We start from the raw sequence: 20010 nt of genomic DNA, 5'->3' as shown, positions 1-20010 counted from the left end.
ATCTTACATGATTTTTCTCAATGTTTACGTATATCTCACATTTCTTAATAAATCTTAATGTAGCACGTCTTATATGAACAACAATGAACATTTGTTAGCGAGCCGCCGCTTTTTACCCATGTTCCTGACCCAGTTTTTTGGTGCACTGAATGATAATGTTTTTAAACAGGCATTATTACTGGTGATTACCTATGGTTGGATTCAGCAACAATCAGCCAGTATTAGCACACTAAATAACCTTGCCGCATTATTGTTCATTTTGCCTTATTTTATTTTCTCTGCGACGGCAGGCCAGATTGCAGACAAATATGAACGTTCCCAGCTGATTCGCTATCTAAAGATTTTTGAAATTGTGATCATGATTCTGGGGACTGTTGGTTTCCTACTCGGTCATTTATGGATGCTATTGTTCGCCCTGTTTTTAATGGGTACTCAATCCACTTTTTTCGGCCCGATTAAATATGCCATTTTGCCTGAAGTATTAAAACCGGATGAATTGATGTCAGGTAACGCACTATTTCAGTCAGGCACTTCATTAGCGATTTTATTCGGTATGATTCTGGGTGGTGCAGTCATTGCTGCTTCTACAGGCAATCTGATCTGGATCAGCCTGACGGTGTTAAGTATTGCCGTGGTTGGCTATCTCTCCAGTCGTTATATTCTGAAGCAGAGTATTCCAGCACCCGAAATCAATATTGACTGGAACTTTTTCCGGACCAGCTTTCAGACCATTAAATATGCTAAAAGTTTACCGCTGGTTTTTTTAATTCTGCTGGGTAACTCCTGGTACTGGTTTTATGGTGCGACTTATTTGACCCAGATTCCACAGCTTACCTTACAAAACCTGCATGCTTCTGAAAATGTTGCCAGTCTGCTTTTAACCTTTTTCTCTGTCGGGATCGGTTTAGGTTCTTATCTATGCCGTAGATTAGGTGGTACTGAGGTCAATATTAAAATGGTTCCTATTGGCGCTATTGGTCTTGTAGTTTTTGCATTGTATCTGGCAGCAAGTCTTGCCTTTGTCCCGGAACGTACTGGTGCTCTACTTGGCTTGGCAGATTTATTCCAGCAAGGCTGGAGCTATTATCATGTCATGCTGGCAGTAATTTTATTGGGCATTAGTGGCGGTTTTTATATCGTGCCGCTGTATGCCATGATGCAAGCGCATTCTCCCCGCTCACATCGTGCACGTGTGGTTGCAGCAAATAACATCCTGAATGCCGTTTTCATGGTATCTTCTGCTATATTCTCAATTATTATTTTAAGCATTTTAGAGTTTGATCTTAAAATACTTTTCTGTATTACTGCAGTGTTGAGTGGCCTGTTTACTTTATGGCTGCTTTATAGATTGAAATCGATGATCAAAACTGCAAAAGCCCCTTTGGAGGATTAATTCATGCGTCAATATACAGGTGTCGATAAGCTTATTCATTCTTTTGACCAGGCATTACGCAGTCTTGTTCCCGGAACGACTTCCTCACAACGGGAAAATCCAGCCAAACCGGTCGAAACTCAGCTTACCGTAAGTGATGCCCGTCATGTGGCTGGTTTAATGCGTGTGAATCATAGTGGTGAGGTTTGTGCCCAAGCGCTTTATCATGGACAGGCATTAACCGCGAAATTACCAAATGTACGTCGGGAAATGGAACAGGCGGCAATTGAGGAGCAGGATCATCTGGCCTGGTGTGAAGACCGCTTACAAGAACTGGATAGCCATACCAGTTTACTTAATCCGGTCTGGTACGGCCTTTCCTTTGGGATGGGTGCAATTGCCGGCATTGCGGGTGACAAATACAGTCTGGGTTTTGTTGCTGAAACCGAACGCCAAGTGAGTATGCATTTACAGCATCATATTAATCAGCTGCCCGCACAGGATGAACGCTCACGTCGCATTCTGGAACAAATGAATGAAGATGAACTGCATCATCGTGATACAGCTTTGGCTGCAGGCGGTGTAGATTTACCCCTTCCAGTCAAGATTGCTATGACCGGTATTTCCAAGTTAATGACTAAAACCAGTTATTATATTTAAGTATCAAATGAAGCCCTCTTTTTTGAGGGCTTTTTTTATTCTTATGAATTCTTAAACAAGATAACTCATTGATCGTTTTTTGAGTGTAGATCAATCAATTTAACCGCCTATCCAACAGAATATTGATTCACATTTTAATCAAACTCTATTCGTTTATTTAACTGTTATAATCGAACCGGTTTCATCTCGTATTTATTAAAATTCTAGAACGATTGAGACAGGTATAACTATTAAATAGCTATGACCTATTTATCAAAAAAATAATGCTTTAAAGGTGACGTATGGAAACAGGTATTATTCTTGGCATTCTATTCGCAATTATTGTGTTGTTAGTTATTTTTTATAAAAAGAAAAAGTAAATAACAGTTTTTTGGCAAATACAGATCCCCTACTTAGATAAAACTGAAAAATTCATTAGATTAATTTCAGATACAGATTAAATTTTGACTTGTGGATATTGAAGACGGCGATCATATTCAAATGCAGGATGAGACCAGATGTCATGCATCGGGATTTTTACGTCTAGTGCAAGCGGTAATTTTTTGGGATTAAATTCCATCTGGCTTAAATCATTTCCCCATGCAATCAGGTCGACATCCAGGCTGATCTGATGCGATGGTCGAACCCGCCCTGAATCCGTTTCCATTTGCTTTAATAAATCTGTCATATCTTGAACAGAAACTTCACTGTATAGGAGGCAGGCCGCATTCCAGTAATCTGCTCCGATACTATCCCGACATGGAATGAGGTAAATTGGAGAAAACCGGACTTCCCCCAACTCACTGATCCGTTGCTGGGCAGCCTGAAAATGTTGCTGTGGATGACAATTACTCGCCAGTGCTAGGGCGAATATCGTTGCGGTGGCGTTCAAGACGTATCCCTACAGAATTGGCTTGCGCGATAATGGCAGGCTTACGGATCGTAATCATAATCGATTCTACACTTTCAAAGGTAGCAAAAAGCGCGTCTAGTACCAGTTTTGCTGCATGTTCGATCAATTTTGGCTGAGCTTCCTGAATCACCCGCGCTGAAATCTCGCAGATTTCGGCATAATTCAAAGTATCTTCCAGTTCATCTGACTGTGCCGCTTGTTCTAAGTTGGTACGAATGTTTAGATCCAGCATTAAAGGCTGAATGATTTGACGCTCCCAATTAAAGCAGCCGACTACTGTATCGACCTTTAAGCCTTCAATAATAATTGCGTCCATTTTAAAACTCGGAATTTAATATTTACCAATAATCTCCCTAAATCCCTCTTTAATACAGAGGGACTTTCATCACTTCTATTTATTTTGTAATGAAAGCCTCCCTTTCTTAAAGGGAGGACGGGAGGGATTAAATTAGTGCTTTAACAGCAAATTTGGGTCCATAGTCTGAACCATCTGCAAACGCTGATCTGCATAGATATCTGTATACGGCGCCAGAATTCTCATGAAACGGTCGAAATACAGCATTTGCTTGAACAATAAAGCAAAGTCACGTGGGAAACGAATGCCATGACGTTCACCGACTGCTACCATATCCATCATGATATCGTTGAGATCTGCAGGGCTTGAAGTTAATAGATCCTGAGGATCAGCTAACATCACACCACTAAATAAACGTTCAAGATCAGCCGCAAGCACTTTGGTATCAATCTCAACTGCAGTCATACCCATTTTCAGCATATTCTCTGCCATCAGGGTATAATTGGTATGCTGCAAGGCATCCATAAAGGCCATACACGCTGTCCAGACTTCTGGTTTAAGCTGGCCGACAATACCAAAATCAATAAAGCCCACACGACCATCTTCAAGCAGCATCAGATTACCCGCGTGTAAATCAGCATGGAAACTGTTACACATCATCAGGCTGCCAAACCAGGTGTTCATTGCAGTGATGAGAACCTGTGACGGGTCTTTAGCGACCTTTTTCACCACTTCAAAATCAGTCAGTGGCACGCCATATAAACGTTGCATGGTCAGCACACGACGTGTTGAATATTGATGATAAACCTTAGGAGCAGTTGCTGCCTTATTATTGGTGATATTCAGATAATTGACGAAATCATCCAGATTTTGTGCTTCCTCGATGAAGTCAACCTCACGCACCATTCGGGTTTTGATTTCTTCGACAATATCTGCCAATGACGCAAATTTTACTTTCGGCACTGCTTTTTCCAGCAGTTTGGTCGCCCAATGCAATACATTTAAATCGGTATATAGAATTGTTTCCACACCCGGTTTTTGTACTTTAATGACCACATCTTCACCAGAAACCAGCTTGGCCGCATGTACCTGTGCAATGGAAGCAGAAGCCAGTGGTGTTTCCTCAATTGAGGCAAAGATTTCATCCAAGTTTCGGCCAGAAAACTCTGATGCTAGCACTTCCTGGATATAGCTGAATGGCAAGGTCGGTGTTTGATCCAGACAGCCCTGAAACTCTTCCACATATTCACGCGGAAACAGCGACGGCGTACTGGCAATAAACTGACCGAGCTTGATATAGGTTGAGCCTAAAGACTCAAATGTTTCACGCATGAGTTTGGCATTACTTGGCTTTTCAGTGGCATATTTAATGCCGGCCTTCGCCGCAACTACCGCGGTTTCACCCATACGGGCAACCGAACGTATTCCATCTAACCAGATATTTTTTTTCATAATGTCTTAGGAAAAATTAATTACATGCAGTGTAGCAAAAAAATTAAATTTTGCAGGCCTATCTTGCCTGACAGACCGGGCAATCTGTATCTTTTTCGAAACTTAAAATGCGCTGTTTGAAACTCAGACCATCCCAGAGTAGAAGTTTCTGTCTAAGTGGCATTTTACCCAGGCCTAAATAAAGCAATGCATGATGAGCTTGCAAACTCGCCATCACATTTGGCGTAGTCGCCAATACGCCTGAATCTGCACAACGCAAACTGGTATCAGCCTGATGTTCAGGTGGAAACAGGCAGGCATAGCAAGCTGAATCCCCTTCCATCATGAACAGTTGCCCTTGCAAACCAATCGCAGAAGCACTGATTAAAGGCACATTCAGTTTTACACAGCTTTGATTGATCAGATAACGTGTCTCGAACTGATCACATCCATCCAGCACCAGATCTTGATGTTCAATGATACTTTCTGCATTTTCAGTTGTTAAAGCCTGATTAATATATTCAACCTGAACATTCGGATTAATCTGAGCCAGCCTTTTCGCGAGTATTTCTGCCTTATAAAAGCCTAAATCATTTGGCGTAAATGCCAGTTGTCGTTGTAGATTACTCATCTCGATGGTATCAGGATCAATCAGAGTAATTTTGCCTACACCCGCTCGTGCCAGAAGTTCTGCCAAGGCACAACCAATCCCGCCACACCCCACGATACAGATATTAGAAAATTTCAGCTTTTCCTGTGCTTCAATATCCCAACCATCCAGAAGAATCTGGCGACTATATAAGTGCAATTCAGCATCGGTGAGTTCAAACTCTGGGGATATGGCATCCATAGTCGATATAGACAACGTCGTTCCTTGTTTCGAAGATTTTTAAGAAGCATATGCCACAAAAAGTGCATTTACCGAAATTTCAATATGCGGATAAATCTCGAGCAAATTAACTTCTCTGCGCATAAACAGCAAATCAATAAATGGCTTGGCAATACTAGCGCCAAATAGCATATCAGTTAAATGCTCCGTATCAAGCTGATAGTGTCCTAATAAATATGTAATAGTCATATTATGAATGCACTTAACTTGATCTATATGCCACTTAATTTATTCACGTATTACATCTTCCTGGAACCTCGTTCTTCTATTCTTTTATCACCCTGTAACTGAATTTCGATTGTTTAGCACTTCTGTAGCTGCTACCTGCAATTCAGTAGGAAAATGTATCAGTTCAGTGAGACCCTCTGTATCCATTCCCAAATATGATTAAGCTGCTTAAGGAATAGCAATTATCCTCGCTTTCAATAAATAGTATGGAGCATATAGATGAACGAACAAAATCAGCATAATTATCGTGAAAAATTATGGGAACTAATTAAAGATGTGCGTTACACCATGATCAGCCATATGACCGAAAGTCAGGAAATTCATTCTCAGCCAATGACCATGCTCAATTCTGAGCAAATGAATGAAGATCAGAATTTGTATTTCATCATGCGTGACACCAATGATCTGGTGAAAGCTGCCAATACTGGTCGTACTCAGATTGGCCTGTCTTTCGCTAAACCTTCTGATGGTATTTATGTATCAATCAGCGCAAATGCACAGATCAGTACTGACCGTATTTTGATTGAAAAATTATGGAATCCATGGGCAGAAAACTGGTTTGAAGGTAAAGATGATCCTAGCGTGCGTGTACTGATTGCTGAAGCTGAAAGTGCAGAATACTGGAATGTCACCGATAACAAAGTAACGCAGCTATTTAAGGCATTAAAAGGTGGTGTGACTGGCGAAGCTGGGGAACCAGATGCTGAGCACAAAAAAGTTGATCTATAAGTAAATAAGAATTCCACCTTCAATTTAGCCTCTTAATAAGAGGCTAAATTTTTGATTTATTTTATTTAAAAGATGAAATATATTATATTGTAATGACAATTATTTTCTCTGATAAATTCGAACATAAACAAATTAATCGTATAAAAAAGGCCGCAATTGCGACCTTTTCAATATATTTAAATGAATATATTAACTGACCTGTTTAATGCCTTGAATCTTAGCAATTTCCTGTTGTTTAAGCAGATTACGCTGAATTTTACCGCTAGATGTTTTAGGTAAATCACTTACAAACTCAATCTCTTTCGGATAGGCATGTTTAGATAAACGGGAACGCACATAGTTTTGCAATTTCAGCATCAGTTCTTCACTAGCGGCATATTGTGATTTAAGCACTACAAAGGCTTTCACAATTTCGGTACGTTCCGGATCTGGTTTTCCAACCACAGCGGACTCGAGCACCTCTTCACACTCCAGCAAGGTACTCTCTACATCAAAAGGTCCAACTCGATAACCCGAAGTCGTAATGACATCATCCGCACGACCAATGAAATCTATTCCACCATGTTCATTCAGTTTTACGGTATCTCCTGTTAAATAGTACTGTCCCACAAAGGCTTTCCGATTATTACCGCCATAGCCTTCAAACCACATCAAAGGTGAGGCTGAGTAGTCCATGGCCAAAGTACCAATACCACCTTTTTCGACTTCCTGATGCTCTTTATTTAAAACTGCAAAACGATGTCCTGGAATGGCAAAGCCAGCAGAACCGATTTTCTTGTGATGCTCCAGCGCATGATGATTGGCAATCACCATCCCAAGTTCAGTCTGTCCATACTGGTCGTAGATATTCACGTCCATTTCATGATTAAACCACTGAATGACTTCAGGCGTTAATGGCTCACCTGCACTACTGACCACACGTAAACACGAGCTAATCTCAGCATCAAATTTCTCCTTAAAGCCAAAGAACATCCGGAATGCAGTTGGAGAACCAGTCAGGTTATTCACCCGATATTTTTTAATGACTTCAACAGCATTGTCTACACTAAAGGCACGTTCATCCAGAATAATGCTATGCCCCAAACTTAATGGACCTGCAATTCCATAATACAGACCATAAGCCCAACCCGGATCTGCCAGATTCCAGAAAGTATCTTCGTCACGTAAATCTACGGCGTGCAGCATATAGCCTTTAAATGCCAGTAAAGCTTTAAGGGGAACAGGCACTGATTTTGCCAGCCCCGTTGTACCTGAAGTAAACATCATCAGGAAAATGTCACTAAAATGACCTTGAACCGGCTCAAACTCAGTTGGATATTGCTTCAGTTCAGTCCAGAAATCTGCATCCTGATTGATACTTTCAGGCGTTTGATGGACGGTTAAAATATGTGGAATATCCAGATCATTCAGTTTCGCTCGCTGTTCCTGATTGGTAATAATGAGTCGGGTATGTGCGGTATTAATACGATGCTCGATTGCCTTGCTTTCAAAAGCGGTAAATAAAGGCTGATAAATCGCACCAATACGCCAGGTGGCTAGAATGGTAATTAATAATTCTGGGGTTCGTGGGAGCAGTCCGGCAATACAGTCTCCTGCTTGTAAACCCAGTGAGGTCATATAATGAGCCAATTGTCCTGAAGCCTCAGCCAATTGTTCAAAAGTCCAATATTGGGTCTTGCCATTTTTACCTTCCCAGATTAACGCGATCCGGTTTTGTCCCAGAAAACGTCCACAGCATTCTGTATAGGCATTGAGTGAATCTGGCGTTCCTGCCAGATGTTGTTGAACCATAGTGTCAAAATCAAATTCACGATACGCTTGTTCTAGTGTCTTCATCACGACAACCTCTATTCCGTTTATAAACAGACTTTATGTCTGTGTCCGTTGTATTTGTTGTTCTGTCTACCGTCTGCGAATTCCATTGCAATGCCGGTTTTATATAACATGCCCTATTGCTAGGACATGTTAGGTGTCACTCTACTGAGTCACTTTTCGCTTTATCAATAATTGACCATGTTTTATAGACCCTCACAATTTCCATCTCCCTCAAATGAGCTGCAGGATTTGAACAGTCGGCTATTTCATGACTTTTAAACTTTGCTCACTTCCCGGGCAATGACCAGACGCTGAATATCTGATGCACCTTCATAAATCTGGCTCACTCTGACATCACGGTAAATACGTTCAACCGGGAAATCTGAGACATAGCCATAACCGCCATGAATCTGAATCGCATCCGAGCAGACTCGCTCTGCTATAGTCGAAGCAAACAGTTTAGCCATGGACGCTTCTTTTAAGCATGGTAATCCTGCATCTTTAAGCGTTGCTGCATGTAAGACCAGTTGTCTTGCTGCCTCAATCTGGGTGGCCATATCTGCGAGACGGAATGCTACTGCCTGATGCTGCACCAGCTCTACACCAAAAGATTTACGTTCATTGGCATATTCAACAGCAGCATCCAGTGCAGCTCGTGCCATACCTACGGATTGTGCCGCAATCCCGATCCGGCCAGATTCCAGATTAGACAAGGCAATCTTGTAGCCTTCACCTTCTTTTCCGAGCAGGTTCTCAGCCGGAATCCGGCATTGATCAAAAATAATGGTCGCGGTATCGGAACAATGCTGCCCCATTTTTTCTTCCAGATTCGAGACGATATATCCTGGACTATTGGTAGGTACCAAGAAACATGAGATTCCTTTCTTGCCCGCAGATTTATCTGTCACTGCAAATACCAGTGCAATCTGGGCATGCTTACCGGTAGTAATAAACTGCTTGGTGCCATTTAATACCCATTCATCGCCATCACGTTCTGCCTTACATTCTAGTGCGCTGGCATCGGAACCAGCTTGAGGTTCCGTCAGGCAGAAACACCCCAACCATTCACCAGTTGCCAGTTTGGTCAGGTATTTCTGCTTTTGTTTCTCGGTACCATAACGCTGGGTAATCCCGCAAGGTAATGAATTCTGCACACTGACAATGGTCGATATGGCTCCATCTCCAGCAGCGATTTCCTCAAGGGCCAGTACCAGCGACACATAGTCCAGGCCTGCTCCACCCCATTGTTCAGACACGGTCATACCGAGTGCACCGAGTGCACCGAGTTCTTTCAATTCTTGTGCTGGAAATTGAGCCGTTTTATCCCTTAAACCAGCGGTGGGTTTCAGTTTTTGCTGCGAATAGTTTCGCATCATTTCCTGAATCATTTTCTGTTCGTCATTTAAAAGCACTGCGTATATCCCTTACTTATCTTTTAATTTTCCATATAGAGTGAATAAACCTATCTACTCTGACTTTTGTATTTTGCTTCGTTGGCTCGAACTTATTTTGGAGCCATACGGATGGCGCCATCCAGACGAATCACTTCACCGTTCAGATAGCTATTTTCGAAGATATGACCTACTAACTGGGCAAACTCCTGAGGTTTAGCCAGACGCGGCGGAAATGGAACCATCTGCCCCAGAGCATCCTGTACATTTTGCGGCATGCCTTTCAGCATTGGGGTTTCCATAATGCCGGGTGCAATGGTCATGACACGAATCGCTTCACGTGCCAGCTCACGCGCGAGTGGCAGCGTCATCGCAACGACTGCACCTTTAGACGCAGAATAAGCTGTCTGACCAATCTGACCATCAAAGGCTGCAACTGAAGCCGTATTCACGATTACACCGCGCTCCTCTTCATCGGTTTGCAGCTCATACTTCGCGATTAAAGCCGCTGCAAAACGAAGCATATTGAATGTGCCACTTACATTGATATTCAACACTTTCTGGAACATCGCCAGTTCATGGATTCCATTGCGGCCCAGTACCTTGGCAGAAGGTGCAATACCAGCACAGTTCACCAAGCCATTGAGTTGGCCATACTGATTTTCAACATGATTAAAGAAAGCTTCAACCGCCTGCTCATCCGTTACATCCAGTTGTACAAATTCAGCCTGCTCACCCAGTTGCTGTTGTAAGGCATTGCCCTGCTCCTGGTTCATATCCACCAGAATCACTTTTGCATCCTGTTCCACCAGATGAGTCGCTGTGGCTGCACCCAGACCTGATGCACCACCAGTTACCACAATCACTTTTCCCTGAATTTTCATGTTAATGTCCTGTTCCTATTTTTATGACAAGCTACGACTTAATAGGCAGAGTAAACAGAGATTTTATTCTGTACAATTTCCAAATGTTGCATCTTCACTGATGGATTTGGACAATAAAGAAGGGATATCTGACTGGCTATGCATTTACCAGCCTTGGAATATAGTAAGGGAACCATTTCGATTGATCTGGTTCATGAAGCACTGCTGAATGCCAAAGCACAGCATTATGATATTGCTGCGATTTTAACTAAGGCTGCCATTCCATTAGAGATTCTTCATTCCGCTAAAGCACGGGTGTCAGTGGCGCAGTATGCCGCGCTATGGACTGCACTTGCCGATAGCATGAATGACGAATTTTTTGGCATGGACAGCCATCCAATGCGCCGTGGCAGTTTCAAACTCTTGTCAAAAATGCTGTTACAGACCGATACGCTGGAAAAAGCTCTGCAGCAAATCCTGCAATTTTTTAATCTGATTCTGGATGATCTGCACAGCACACTGATGGTCGAAGAAAACTTTGCCTATATCGTGATCTATGACCAGAACCAGACCAAGCGCATGTTTAGTTATGCAACCTATCTAATGCTGATTCATACCCTGCTATGCTGGTTAAGCGGACAGCGGGTTTTACTTAATCAGATTCAACTGAAATGTGCCGCACCACTCGATGATTTTGATTATAAAGTCCGTTTTTGTGAGCAGATTGAATATCAGGCCAGTGAAAACTATATCCAGTTTGATGCAGCCTATTTGCAGCTCCCAGTAAAACAGGATCAAACCTCCTGGTATCAGTTTATTCAACAGACTCCGCATAACCTGCTAGTTCGCTTTAAAAATCCTTATGCGCTAAGTGCACAGATCCGCAAACAGCTTTTAAAAGTACCTCCGGCTGAATGGCTTGAACTGAATGAGCTTGCTTTGAAAATGAATATGTCTGAAGCCACCATGCAACGGCGTCTTAAAAATGAAGGTGTGACTTATCAACAGCTCAAAAATGAAATTCGTCGTGATACAGCCATTGAACTATTAACCCGTACGGATCAAAGTTTGCAGGACATCAGTGATCAGCTTAACTTCCAGGAAGTCAGTGCTTTTCATCGTGCCTTTAAAAAATGGACAGGGGTTAGTCCAGGTGCCTATAGACAAAATATTACTAGATAATTTATATTTAATAAGACTTAAAAACGATTAAAATTTAGCATATAAATTTAAATTTATATTTTCTCAACAGTTATATTTTTCAAGGCTTACAGCCCAAAAATAGAGGACTGAACGGTCATCCATAATGCTTTGCATTCCCTATTAATATAGTTTATTTTTCAATCAATTTTTAGTGCTTCACTTTTGGCTGTACTCCCTTTCCCTCTTTCCTTGTTGAAGGTATTTTCCATGTTAAAGATGACTGATGTTCTTGGACAAAATCTTGTTCAAAACTTCGCCCAGGCTTTAGTTTCTTCGACCGATCTTAATGCAGAGCAATTGAATCAAGGCATCTTGAATGCGTCTGATTCTGCCCTCAAAGATGCTATTGTGCACTTCTTTAACCAGATTGATGCCACTGAAGCTGCGAAATCGCTTGAAATTCCGGCTGAGCGCATCGTTGCATTACAACAAGGTATTGCACTGAAAGATGAACAATATCTTGCTGATACTGCCAAAGTCGTGGCTCTTTGCCTGGCAATGGAAACTGGTAGCCTAGATCAAGTCGAGGTTTATGACTGTCTGCAAGACTACCCAATGTAAGCTATCCAGATTGATAAAATAGTGACTCAAAAAGCGATGCTAATGCATCGCTTTTTTTATGGCACTCGTTATTTATAAAACTTCCTACTGCAAAGACGAATGATTAAAAAAACAGCTTATCAATTTACGCCATACCATTTTTAAAATTTTATCTAAGCAAAACCTTTCTATTCTTTATTTAATAAATTCAAATAAAAACAAATACCTATATTTAAAACTGTTAATTATTTCATTTTTTGATTTGATTATCTTTTTTTCTTTTTTGTGTGCTTATCGATTTATCGATATGAATGTAAAAAATTTAATTCAAGATTGAGATATTCATGAAAAAAACATTAAGAACTTCGGGTCTGACTTTACTCGGTCTTTCTATTTCTTTCTTTACCGGCTTGGCTAACGCAGCGATTCCATCTGAATTAAAATTGGATTATGCCTATTACGCACCGACCAGTCTGGTGGTTAAAGAACAGAAACTGCTAGAAAAAGCTTTGCTAAAAACCAAGATTAAATGGGTATTTAGCCAAGGCAGTAACCGCTCACTCGAATATCTAAATAGCGGTAGCACAGATTTTGCTTCTACTGCAGGTTTAGCGGCAGTGCTTAGCCGCGCCAATGGTAGCCCGATTAAAACGGTTTATATTCAGAGCCAGCCTGAATGGACAGCACTGGTCGTTAATAAAGATTCAAATATCAAATCTCTGAAAGATTTGAAAGGTAAAAAGATTGCTGCCACTAAAGGTACAGATCCTTTCTTATTTACTTTACAAGCCTTAGATACGATTGGTTTGGGCAAACGCGATGTAGAGCTCGTTCATTTACAGCATCCGGATGGTAAGACTGCGTTAGAGCGTAAACAGGTCGATGCCTGGGCAGGCCTTGATCCTTTAATGGCATCTGCGCAGGCACAGTCAGGTGCCAAATTACTATATCGCAATGTCAGTTTTAATTCTTATAGCGTACTGAGCGTAAAAGACCAGTTTGCCAAATCCAGTCCGGAAGCGATTGAAGCAGTGATTAAAGCTTATGAACAGGCACGTCAATGGGCGAAAGCCAATCCCGACAAATTGGCTGAATTACTGGCACGTGAAGCCAAGCTTCCGATTGAAGTCGCCAAGCTTCAACTCAGCCGTACTAATCTGGATCAGAATATTCCAACCACCAAACATACCGGGGCATTACAAAAAGCTGGTCGTATCCTGACGGAAGAAGAACTGGTTCGTAAAGGAACCAATGTCAATCAGGTCGTGACTCAATTATTTGATGCCCGCTATGCTAAAAAGGTTGCAACTAAGTAATGGCTATACCGAAAAGCATCTCGGAACAGTTGAGCGTGGAAGAACAGTCAAAATCCGCTGTGTTACCACGCAGCATTTCGCTGATCAAAGCCCTCACCCTGCCTGTTATTTTTATCGTATTGGTAGAAATACTGGTCCGTAATGGCGTAATCGAACCTTATCTGTTGCCTGCACCGAGTAGCCTGTTTCAGTCCTTTACTGAACTGGCTGAGGGCGATTTATGGCAACACATCTGGACCAGTAGCTGGCGGGTTTTTCTTGGCTTTGGGATTGGTAGTGGATTGGGACTGATCTTTGCGATCCTGGTTGGGCTAAACAGACATGCAGAAGATTTTCTGGAACCAACGTTTTCTGCAATTAAATCCATTCCGAGTCTGGCTTGGATTCCGTTACTTTTACTTTGGTTAGGGATTGATGAATCTTCTAAAATCACCTTGATCGCGATTGGTGCCTTCTTCCCGACATATACCAATACTGTGGCAGCGATTCAGGGTGTGGATCGTAAGCTGATTGAAGTCGCAAAAGTCTATCGCCTGAAATACTGGCAACAGGTTCAGCAGATTGTATTGCCTGCTGCCTCACCGGGAATATTGACTGGCTTAAGGAATAGCCTGAGTTTATCCTGGATGTTTATGATTGCAGCTGAATTGATTGCTGCCACTCAAGGGATTGGTTATCTGCTCAGTGATGGTCGTGAAACTTCACGTCCGGATATTGTGATTATTGCGATTATCCTGTTAGCAGTCCTAGGCAAAATCACCGATAGCATTATGAAATTGTTCGAAACCCGCTTACTGCGCTGGCGAGATGTGATTAAAAAGTCATAATTTATTGAATAAAAGAATTAAAAAAGCGACCTATCCAGGTCGCTTTTTTATTAAATCAAGCTTTAAAAATTAATGTGGCCACTGACCTAAAGTTACCCGGTCATTTCCGCCATAATCTTTCACTGTACGGACCTGTTTATAGCCAGCTTGAGTAAACAGATGGCGGACCGCATCGCCCTGATCATAGCCGTGCTCAAGCACAACCCAGCCATTTACGGTTAGATGCTTTTTAGCTTGCTGAATAATCATCTCAATATCAGCCAGACCATTTTTGTCTGAAACCAGCGCACGTTCCGGCTCAGTCGCCAGATCAGGCATATGCTCATCGTCTGCATCAATATACGGTGGATTAGATACAATCGCATCAAAGAACTGCCGACCAAATGGTTTTAGCCAGGAACCAAGCACAAACTGCACCTGATCTAAATCATGCTGTTCCGCATTATATTTCGCAACTTCCAGTGTGGGTTCATAAATATCCGAAGCGGTAACAGACCAGTTAGGGCGCTCAGACGCCAGTGACAAGGCAATAGCACCGGTACCAGTTCCCAAGTCAACAATTCGTGCATCTTCCGGCAGGTCTAATTTCAGGACTGTTTCGACCAGCACTTCGGTATCCGGGCGTGGTACTAGCGTATCTTTAGTGACTTTTAGATCCAAAGTCCAGAACGGTTGTGAACCTGTGACATAGGCCAATGGCTCACCTGCAGCAATCCTCGCCAGGCTTTCGACATAGGCCTGTTCCTGTTCAGGCGTTAACTGCTGGTCTTTTTTCATTACCAGATCAAAAGCATCAATCTTGGTAATGTGTTCCAACAGCCAGGCATTTTCCTGACGTTCATAACTTTCAGGTTCACCACGTAAAGCCAGTGCTTCTTGAATGTTCATTAGCCACCATTCTGCTGTGCAAGCATGGCCAACTGATCGGCCTGATATTCACGATGCAGACTGTCTAATAGCTCAGTCAGATCACCTTCCATCACGGCATCCAGCTTATATAAAGTCAGGTTAATACGGTGATCGGTCATACGACCTTGTGGATAGTTATAGGTGCGAATACGTTCTGAACGGTCACCCGAACCGACCAGGTCACGGCGCATTTCAGAAGTCGCTGCATCTGCTGCGGCACGTTTGGCATTTTCCAGACGTGAAACCAATAAAGCCATCGCTTTGGCTTTGTTTTTATGCTGTGAACGTTCATCCTGACATTCCACCACAGTACCGGTTGGAATGTGCGTAATACGCACCGCAGAGTCAGTTTTGTTAATGTGCTGACCACCAGCACCTGATGCGCGGTAAGTGTCGATACGTAGGTCAGCCGGGTTAATGTCGACTGAAGTATCTACATCCACTTCTGGAAGAATTGCTACAGTACATGCTGAAGTATGTACACGACCTTGCGATTCTGTCGCAGGCACACGTTGTACACGGTGTGCTCCACTTTCAAATTTCAGGCGACCATATACCCCTTCACCATTCACCAGGCAGATGACTTCTTTATAGCCACCATGCTCACCTTCATTTTCAGACAGGATTTCAATACGCCAACCTTGAGATTCCGCATATTTGCTATACATACGGAATAAATCACCCGAGAAAATCGCAGCTTCGTCACCACCTGTTCCGGCACGAATTTCCAAATAAGCAGAGTTGGCATCATTCGGATCTTTTGGAATCATCAGGATATTCAAATCAGCCTCAAGCTGTTCGATCAGGGCTTTATTTTCCTTAATCTCTTCCTGCGCCATTTCCTTAAAGTCAGGATCAGACAGCATGGCTTGCGCAGTTTCAATATCTTCTTCAGCCTGTTTGTACTTGGTCCAAACGTTGGTAATCTCGGTTAAATCATTATGCTCACGTGATAACTGGCGAAAACGCTTGTTGTCCGAAATCACTTCAACATCTGCCAATAACGCAGTCAGTTCTTCATGACGGTCAGAGAGTTGGTCTAATCGTAAACGTAACGATTCTTTCATTTTCTAAAAAATCTCAAACATAAGGCTGTGACTAAACTAAACAGTGATTTAGCACAGCGAAATCAAAAAATTGCGCCTAGTTTAACGATTCTCTGGGTCAATGAACATCATTATTCAGTAAGTCAGTGTTTAGATGCAGCGATGTCACCGCCATTTGTTAACAAATATAAATAAAATCTTCAGTTTTGGATTTTTTCTGCTCAATTCGATCCTTATTTATTTCTCATTTTACAAATTGGCAAATAAACACATTAAATATGGAGGTAGATCTTCACATTCTTTTGGGCATGATTTGTTACATTTTCTGCGTCGAAACACACTAACATATGAAAGTCCTATCAGGGACACGGAGTTACAACATGAAACTCAATGCAATTTTACTGAGTGCTGCAATGGCTGCAGGCTCAATGATGACAGTGAGTGCGCATGCAGACAGTACTGCACGTGTGGCAGCAGCAAGTGCTTTAGGTAGCGTTGCTGGTACTGCACTGGGCAAAAACATGGGGGGCAACACTGGCGCAACAATTGGTGCTGCATTAGGTGGTGCAGGTGGTGCTGCTGTTGCAAGTAACAAGAAAAACCGTACCTCATCTGCAATTGGTGGTGCTTTAGGTGGTGGTGCTGGTTATACCGTAGGTAAAAACATGGGCGGTTCTAATGGCGGTTACATCGGTTCAGCACTCGGTGCTGCGGGTGGTGCAGCATTAGGTAATAAAATTTCTAAAGATAAAGCAGCCGATCGTGCCAAAGCGAATCGTGCTAAACACTGGAAAAAACGTCACCGTTAATTTCTTGCCCTTAGGCTCTTTAAATTCGACGCTACATTTAACATTAAAAGCACCTGTTTGGGTGCTTTTTTTATTATGCGTTCAACGTATTCAAATTCATGTAATACATCAACTTATTCGAACAAGATCATGAATAAATTAAGGAGATAAAAATCACAATTCGCCAACACTGCCTCCATGCTATTTGACGGTTGCTAGATTAAATTTATCTCATCAACAAATACAGCTAGATATATAAAAGGTGTACTCATGAATTACAAATCTCTAATGATCGCTGTCGTAGCAACCTCAGCCATGGGTATGACAGCCGCCAATGCCGGAAATACAACGAATACGGCTTTAGCTTCTGCTTTGGGTGGTGTCGTTGGTGCCGCAGTGGGCAATAAAATGGGTGGTACAACTGGTGCAACAATCGGTTCTGCGATTGGCGGTGGTGCTGGTGCCGCAGTAGCAGCGAATAAACGTGACCGTAATGGTGCGATTATCGGCGGTGCTTTAGGTGGTGGTGCCGGTTATGCCGTAGGTAAAAACATGGCGGGTTCTAATGGCGGCTTAATTGGTGCTGCATTAGGTTCTGCTGGTGGTTCTGCCCTTGGTAAAAAAGTCAGCGAAGACCGTCGTTATGATGACCGTTATGACCGTCGCTATAGTTCAAAAAACTATCGTACTAGCAACTACCGTTATAACCACCGTCGCTAAGATTTCCTCTAATCACTTTTCCTCCTTGAATAAGCATCTTCGGATGCTTATTTTTTTGCCTGTTATTTTGGTTTACATATATATCGATTTTTTTCGATATACAAATACAATGCAAAGTCGTATGCTCTTAGTCATGTTTATTCAAGAGTAATATTATGCGTACGCTTACCGATACCCAGTTCTCTATTCTCGAACTGGTTCCAGTTCGTGACGATAAGACCATTCAATTCTCCCTGCAACATGCGTTGGAATTGGCCCAGACCGCAGAACGTCTAGGTTATAGCCGGATGTGGCTGGCCGAGCATCATAATATGGATGGTATTGCCAGCTCAGCGACTGCCGTTCTCTTAGGCTATTTACTGGCAAATACCAATAGCATCAAACTTGGCTCTGGCGGCATTATGTTGCCAAACCATGCACCCTTGGTAGTAGCAGAACAGTTCGGTACATTAGCGACTTTATATCCAGATCGTATTGAGCTGGGTCTAGGCCGTGCTCCTGGTACCGATCAAATGACCATGCGTGCTTTACGTCGTGGCCGTCAGGAAACTGAAGATCAGTTCCCGCAGGATGTTTTAGAAATTCTGCAATACTTTAAAGATCCGATTCCAGGCCAACGCATTGTGGCAACTCCAGGCCAAAGCACACACGTACCTGTGTGGTTATTAGGTTCGAGCCTGTTTAGCGCACAACTGGCAGCAAAACTTGGTCTACCCTATTCTTTTGCATCTCACTTTGCTCCGCGTATGCTTGGTCAAGCGATTCAATTGTATCGGGACAATTTCGAACCGTCTGAATATCTGGATCGTCCTTATGTTTCTATGGGCGTACCGACTTGTGTCGCAGATACAGATGAAGAAGCTGAATATCTGGCAACAAGTGCTTACCAGCGTGTCCTTGCCCTGATTCGCGGTCAAAGCCTGAAATTGAAAGCGCCGATTGATTCTATGGAAGGACTCTGGTCACCACCTGAAAAAATGTCTGTCGACAATTTCTTTGCCATGGCGCAAGTGGGTTCCAAAGAAACTGTTAAAGCCGGTTTGGAAGCACTCATAGCAAAATATGATGTAGATGAGTTTATCTTCACCTGTGACATCTATGACACAGAGAAACGTCTGCATAATTTTGAATTGCTGATGCAGATCAAAAACGGGCAATAATGCTGTCTTGCTTTGCCTAATTTATTCTGATCTATATACCCACTCTTAGGAATGGGTATATTTTTTAAAACTTTGTTTGAAAATTTTAAGTCTCCAAATAGATAAATCCATGTCTAAGATGGATCTCCTGCGCTTTAATACATCTATGTCTCATTAAAAATACAATAGAAAAAAGAATGACTGTCTAAGTTAAATTTTGAACTTTACCGCTCTAGGGCTTTTGTTAATATCTATAACAAAGCAAATAAGACCAATTATTAAATAATTTCAAGGAAAAACAATGTCCACCAAGCAGGATGCATACGCGGGTATATTTGAGAATCGTCCCGAAAATTTCCAGCATTTTACTGGCATTAAAATGCCCTCTTCCCAGCTCGCTGAACTTGACTGTGCCGGAAAAGATATTGCGATTATCGGTACGGATCAATTTACCGTAAGCCAGCTCAACAAGATTAGCCAGCAAGCTCACTCAGTAAAAGTTTTTCAGATTAATCCGCAATTTGTATTGCCAGGTACTGAACGTGGTTTGCAGCGGTTATTAAATCACCCCTTAATCATTAAAAATCGACGCCTATTTAATAACCGCATTAAAAGCATTTTATCATTACGTTATCTAGAAAATCAGGTACAAAATTTATGGCTCAGACGCCAGCTCATGCCAAATCTTGCAGCCGCATCCAAAGTTTATCTTAAATCAGATCACTATTATGCTGCTCTGCAACGTGAAAATTGCCAGCTGATTACCTGGCCTATTGCAAAAATTTCCGAAAATAGTATTCATTGTATTAATGGAGATGAACATCAGGTTGAGCTAATTGTGCATACTTTTCAATCAGCAAGTTAATCTGTTTTTAGCACATAAGATTAAAAATTCGGAGTGTATTTGGAAAAATTTAGCTCTGCAAAATTGAATTTTTGATTTCATTGAATAGCAAA

At 42.1% G+C, this 20010-nt stretch carries 21 protein-coding genes; 11 read left to right on the top strand and 10 right to left on the bottom strand.

The window, feature by feature from the left end; all coding sequences use genetic code 11:
- The first annotated feature begins 73 nt into the window (after positions 1–73).
- Together FTV13_RS11215 and coq7 are read left to right on the top strand one after the other, a co-directional pair.
- Positions 74–1393: an MFS transporter gene (locus FTV13_RS11215; RefSeq protein WP_180012064.1), complete on the top strand. Its 1320-nt coding sequence runs from the start codon at positions 74–76 to the stop codon at positions 1391–1393.
- Positions 1394–1396: 3 nt separating this feature from the next.
- On the top strand, positions 1397–2032 hold the full coding sequence (gene coq7 / locus FTV13_RS11210; RefSeq protein WP_004783823.1) for a 2-polyprenyl-3-methyl-6-methoxy-1,4-benzoquinone monooxygenase: 636 nt from the start codon (positions 1397–1399) through the stop codon (positions 2030–2032).
- 436 nt (positions 2033–2468) lie between these two features.
- On the opposite strand, the gene FTV13_RS11205 is transcribed toward coq7, so the two are convergent.
- The 5 genes from FTV13_RS11205 to FTV13_RS11185 form a co-directional block, all read right to left on the bottom strand.
- Positions 2469–2903 carry a 2-amino-4-hydroxy-6-hydroxymethyldihydropteridine diphosphokinase gene (locus FTV13_RS11205; protein ID WP_004783827.1) on the bottom strand — a complete coding sequence of 145 codons (435 nt, stop codon included), beginning with the start codon at positions 2901–2903 and terminating at the stop codon, positions 2469–2471.
- Positions 2860–3240 carry a dihydroneopterin aldolase gene (folB, locus tag FTV13_RS11200; protein ID WP_004783828.1) on the bottom strand — a complete coding sequence of 127 codons (381 nt, stop codon included), beginning with the start codon at positions 3238–3240 and terminating at the stop codon, positions 2860–2862. Before folB ends, FTV13_RS11205 begins: the two co-directional genes overlap by 44 nt.
- A gap of 132 nt (positions 3241–3372) precedes the next feature.
- Complete coding sequence (locus FTV13_RS11195) at positions 3373–4671, bottom strand: AarF/ABC1/UbiB kinase family protein (protein ID WP_159123174.1); 1299 nt, start codon at positions 4669–4671, stop codon at positions 3373–3375.
- A gap of 58 nt (positions 4672–4729) precedes the next feature.
- Positions 4730–5500 (bottom strand): HesA/MoeB/ThiF family protein, encoded by a 771-nt coding sequence (locus FTV13_RS11190; RefSeq protein ID WP_166135057.1) that lies wholly within the window; start codon positions 5498–5500, stop codon positions 4730–4732.
- A 39-nt stretch (positions 5501–5539) separates the two neighbouring features.
- Positions 5540–5728: a hypothetical protein gene (locus FTV13_RS11185; protein ID WP_180012062.1), complete on the bottom strand. Its 189-nt coding sequence runs from the start codon at positions 5726–5728 to the stop codon at positions 5540–5542.
- 258 nt (positions 5729–5986) lie between these two features.
- Between FTV13_RS11185 and FTV13_RS11180 the strand changes: the two genes are divergently transcribed.
- A complete protein-coding gene (locus FTV13_RS11180; protein WP_180012060.1) occupies positions 5987–6496 on the top strand; it encodes a pyridoxamine 5'-phosphate oxidase family protein in 510 nt (169 codons plus the stop codon).
- Between the two features lie 189 nt (positions 6497–6685).
- On the opposite strand, the gene FTV13_RS11175 is transcribed toward FTV13_RS11180, so the two are convergent.
- The 3 genes from FTV13_RS11175 to FTV13_RS11165 all read right to left on the bottom strand — a co-directional run bounded on the left by FTV13_RS11175 (position 6686) and on the right by FTV13_RS11165 (position 10586).
- Positions 6686–8332 (bottom strand): AMP-binding protein, encoded by a 1647-nt coding sequence (locus FTV13_RS11175; protein WP_179993314.1) that lies wholly within the window; start codon positions 8330–8332, stop codon positions 6686–6688.
- 254 nt (positions 8333–8586) lie between these two features.
- On the bottom strand, positions 8587–9723 hold the full coding sequence (locus FTV13_RS11170; protein ID WP_180012058.1) for an acyl-CoA dehydrogenase family protein: 1137 nt from the start codon (positions 9721–9723) through the stop codon (positions 8587–8589).
- Between the two features lie 92 nt (positions 9724–9815).
- Positions 9816–10586, bottom strand: coding sequence for a 3-hydroxyacyl-CoA dehydrogenase (locus FTV13_RS11165; protein WP_166134944.1), 771 nt, complete (start codon positions 10584–10586; stop codon positions 9816–9818).
- A 138-nt stretch (positions 10587–10724) separates the two neighbouring features.
- On the opposite strand from FTV13_RS11165, the gene FTV13_RS11160 reads away from it, so the two are divergent.
- The 4 genes from FTV13_RS11160 (at position 10725) to FTV13_RS11145 (ending at position 14451) form a co-directional block, all read left to right on the top strand.
- A complete protein-coding gene (locus FTV13_RS11160; protein WP_166134947.1) occupies positions 10725–11747 on the top strand; it encodes an AraC family transcriptional regulator in 1023 nt (340 codons plus the stop codon).
- Between the two features lie 228 nt (positions 11748–11975).
- Positions 11976–12329, top strand: coding sequence for a hypothetical protein (locus FTV13_RS11155; RefSeq protein WP_004783846.1), 354 nt, complete (start codon positions 11976–11978; stop codon positions 12327–12329).
- Positions 12330–12652: 323 nt separating this feature from the next.
- A complete protein-coding gene (locus FTV13_RS11150) occupies positions 12653–13624 on the top strand; it encodes an aliphatic sulfonate ABC transporter substrate-binding protein (RefSeq protein WP_179993312.1) in 972 nt (323 codons plus the stop codon).
- Positions 13624–14451, top strand: coding sequence for an ABC transporter permease (locus FTV13_RS11145; protein ID WP_179993311.1), 828 nt, complete (start codon positions 13624–13626; stop codon positions 14449–14451). The genes FTV13_RS11150 and FTV13_RS11145 overlap by 1 nt, the downstream gene beginning before the upstream one ends.
- A 69-nt stretch (positions 14452–14520) precedes the next feature.
- Here FTV13_RS11145 and prmC read toward each other — a convergent pair whose 3' ends face one another.
- Positions 14521–15339 carry a peptide chain release factor N(5)-glutamine methyltransferase gene (prmC, locus tag FTV13_RS11140; RefSeq protein WP_159123180.1) on the bottom strand — a complete coding sequence of 273 codons (819 nt, stop codon included), beginning with the start codon at positions 15337–15339 and terminating at the stop codon, positions 14521–14523.
- Positions 15339–16427 carry a peptide chain release factor 1 gene (gene prfA / locus FTV13_RS11135; protein WP_179993310.1) on the bottom strand — a complete coding sequence of 363 codons (1089 nt, stop codon included), beginning with the start codon at positions 16425–16427 and terminating at the stop codon, positions 15339–15341. Before prfA ends, prmC begins: the two co-directional genes overlap by 1 nt.
- Positions 16428–16786: 359 nt before the next feature.
- On the opposite strand from prfA, the gene FTV13_RS11130 reads away from it, so the two are divergent.
- The 4 genes from FTV13_RS11130 to FTV13_RS11115 all read left to right on the top strand — a co-directional run bounded on the left by FTV13_RS11130 (position 16787) and on the right by FTV13_RS11115 (position 19918).
- Positions 16787–17215 (top strand): glycine zipper domain-containing protein, encoded by a 429-nt coding sequence (locus FTV13_RS11130; RefSeq protein ID WP_034171622.1) that lies wholly within the window; start codon positions 16787–16789, stop codon positions 17213–17215.
- A 249-nt stretch (positions 17216–17464) separates the two neighbouring features.
- A complete protein-coding gene (locus FTV13_RS11125; protein WP_004783858.1) occupies positions 17465–17914 on the top strand; it encodes a hypothetical protein in 450 nt (149 codons plus the stop codon).
- 155 nt (positions 17915–18069) lie between these two features.
- Positions 18070–19074: an LLM class flavin-dependent oxidoreductase gene (locus FTV13_RS11120; RefSeq protein WP_004783860.1), complete on the top strand. Its 1005-nt coding sequence runs from the start codon at positions 18070–18072 to the stop codon at positions 19072–19074.
- A gap of 280 nt (positions 19075–19354) precedes the next feature.
- Complete coding sequence (locus tag FTV13_RS11115; protein WP_179992468.1) at positions 19355–19918, top strand: flavoprotein; 564 nt, start codon at positions 19355–19357, stop codon at positions 19916–19918.
- The last annotated feature ends 92 nt before the right edge of the window (positions 19919–20010 follow it).

Origin of the sequence: Acinetobacter sp. YH12235 (assembly GCF_013417705.1) — a bacterium.
In the GTDB taxonomy this organism is placed as follows: Bacteria; Pseudomonadota; Gammaproteobacteria; order Pseudomonadales; family Moraxellaceae; genus Acinetobacter.
The sequence above is the reverse complement of the archived record's forward strand: the minus strand, read 5'-3'. Positions and strand labels throughout refer to the sequence as shown.

Bases quoted from the DNA above. Each gene is read 5' to 3' on its own strand.
- FTV13_RS11215 (WP_180012064.1), top strand. From the start codon at position 74: ATGAACAACAATGAACATTTGTTAGCGAGCCGCCGCTTTTTACCCATG.
- coq7 (WP_004783823.1), top strand. From the start codon at position 1,397: ATGCGTCAATATACAGGTGTCGATAAGCTTATTCATTCTTTTGACCAG.
- folB (WP_004783828.1), bottom strand. From the start codon at position 3,240: ATGGACGCAATTATTATTGAAGGCTTAAAGGTCGATACAGTAGTCGGC.
- FTV13_RS11195 (WP_159123174.1), bottom strand. From the start codon at position 4,671: ATGAAAAAAAATATCTGGTTAGATGGAATACGTTCGGTTGCCCGTATG.
- FTV13_RS11190 (WP_166135057.1), bottom strand. From the start codon at position 5,500: ATGGATGCCATATCCCCAGAGTTTGAACTCACCGATGCTGAATTGCAC.
- FTV13_RS11185 (WP_180012062.1), bottom strand. From the start codon at position 5,728: ATGACTATTACATATTTATTAGGACACTATCAGCTTGATACGGAGCAT.
- FTV13_RS11180 (WP_180012060.1), top strand. From the start codon at position 5,987: ATGAACGAACAAAATCAGCATAATTATCGTGAAAAATTATGGGAACTA.
- FTV13_RS11175 (WP_179993314.1), bottom strand. From the start codon at position 8,332: ATGAAGACACTAGAACAAGCGTATCGTGAATTTGATTTTGACACTATG.
- FTV13_RS11165 (WP_166134944.1), bottom strand. From the start codon at position 10,586: ATGAAAATTCAGGGAAAAGTGATTGTGGTAACTGGTGGTGCATCAGGT.
- FTV13_RS11160 (WP_166134947.1), top strand. From the start codon at position 10,725: ATGCATTTACCAGCCTTGGAATATAGTAAGGGAACCATTTCGATTGAT.
- FTV13_RS11155 (WP_004783846.1), top strand. From the start codon at position 11,976: ATGTTAAAGATGACTGATGTTCTTGGACAAAATCTTGTTCAAAACTTC.
- FTV13_RS11150 (WP_179993312.1), top strand. From the start codon at position 12,653: ATGAAAAAAACATTAAGAACTTCGGGTCTGACTTTACTCGGTCTTTCT.
- FTV13_RS11145 (WP_179993311.1), top strand. From the start codon at position 13,624: ATGGCTATACCGAAAAGCATCTCGGAACAGTTGAGCGTGGAAGAACAG.
- prmC (WP_159123180.1), bottom strand. From the start codon at position 15,339: ATGAACATTCAAGAAGCACTGGCTTTACGTGGTGAACCTGAAAGTTAT.
- prfA (WP_179993310.1), bottom strand. From the start codon at position 16,427: ATGAAAGAATCGTTACGTTTACGATTAGACCAACTCTCTGACCGTCAT.
- FTV13_RS11130 (WP_034171622.1), top strand. From the start codon at position 16,787: ATGAAACTCAATGCAATTTTACTGAGTGCTGCAATGGCTGCAGGCTCA.
- FTV13_RS11125 (WP_004783858.1), top strand. From the start codon at position 17,465: ATGAATTACAAATCTCTAATGATCGCTGTCGTAGCAACCTCAGCCATG.
- FTV13_RS11120 (WP_004783860.1), top strand. From the start codon at position 18,070: ATGCGTACGCTTACCGATACCCAGTTCTCTATTCTCGAACTGGTTCCA.
- FTV13_RS11115 (WP_179992468.1), top strand. From the start codon at position 19,355: ATGTCCACCAAGCAGGATGCATACGCGGGTATATTTGAGAATCGTCCC.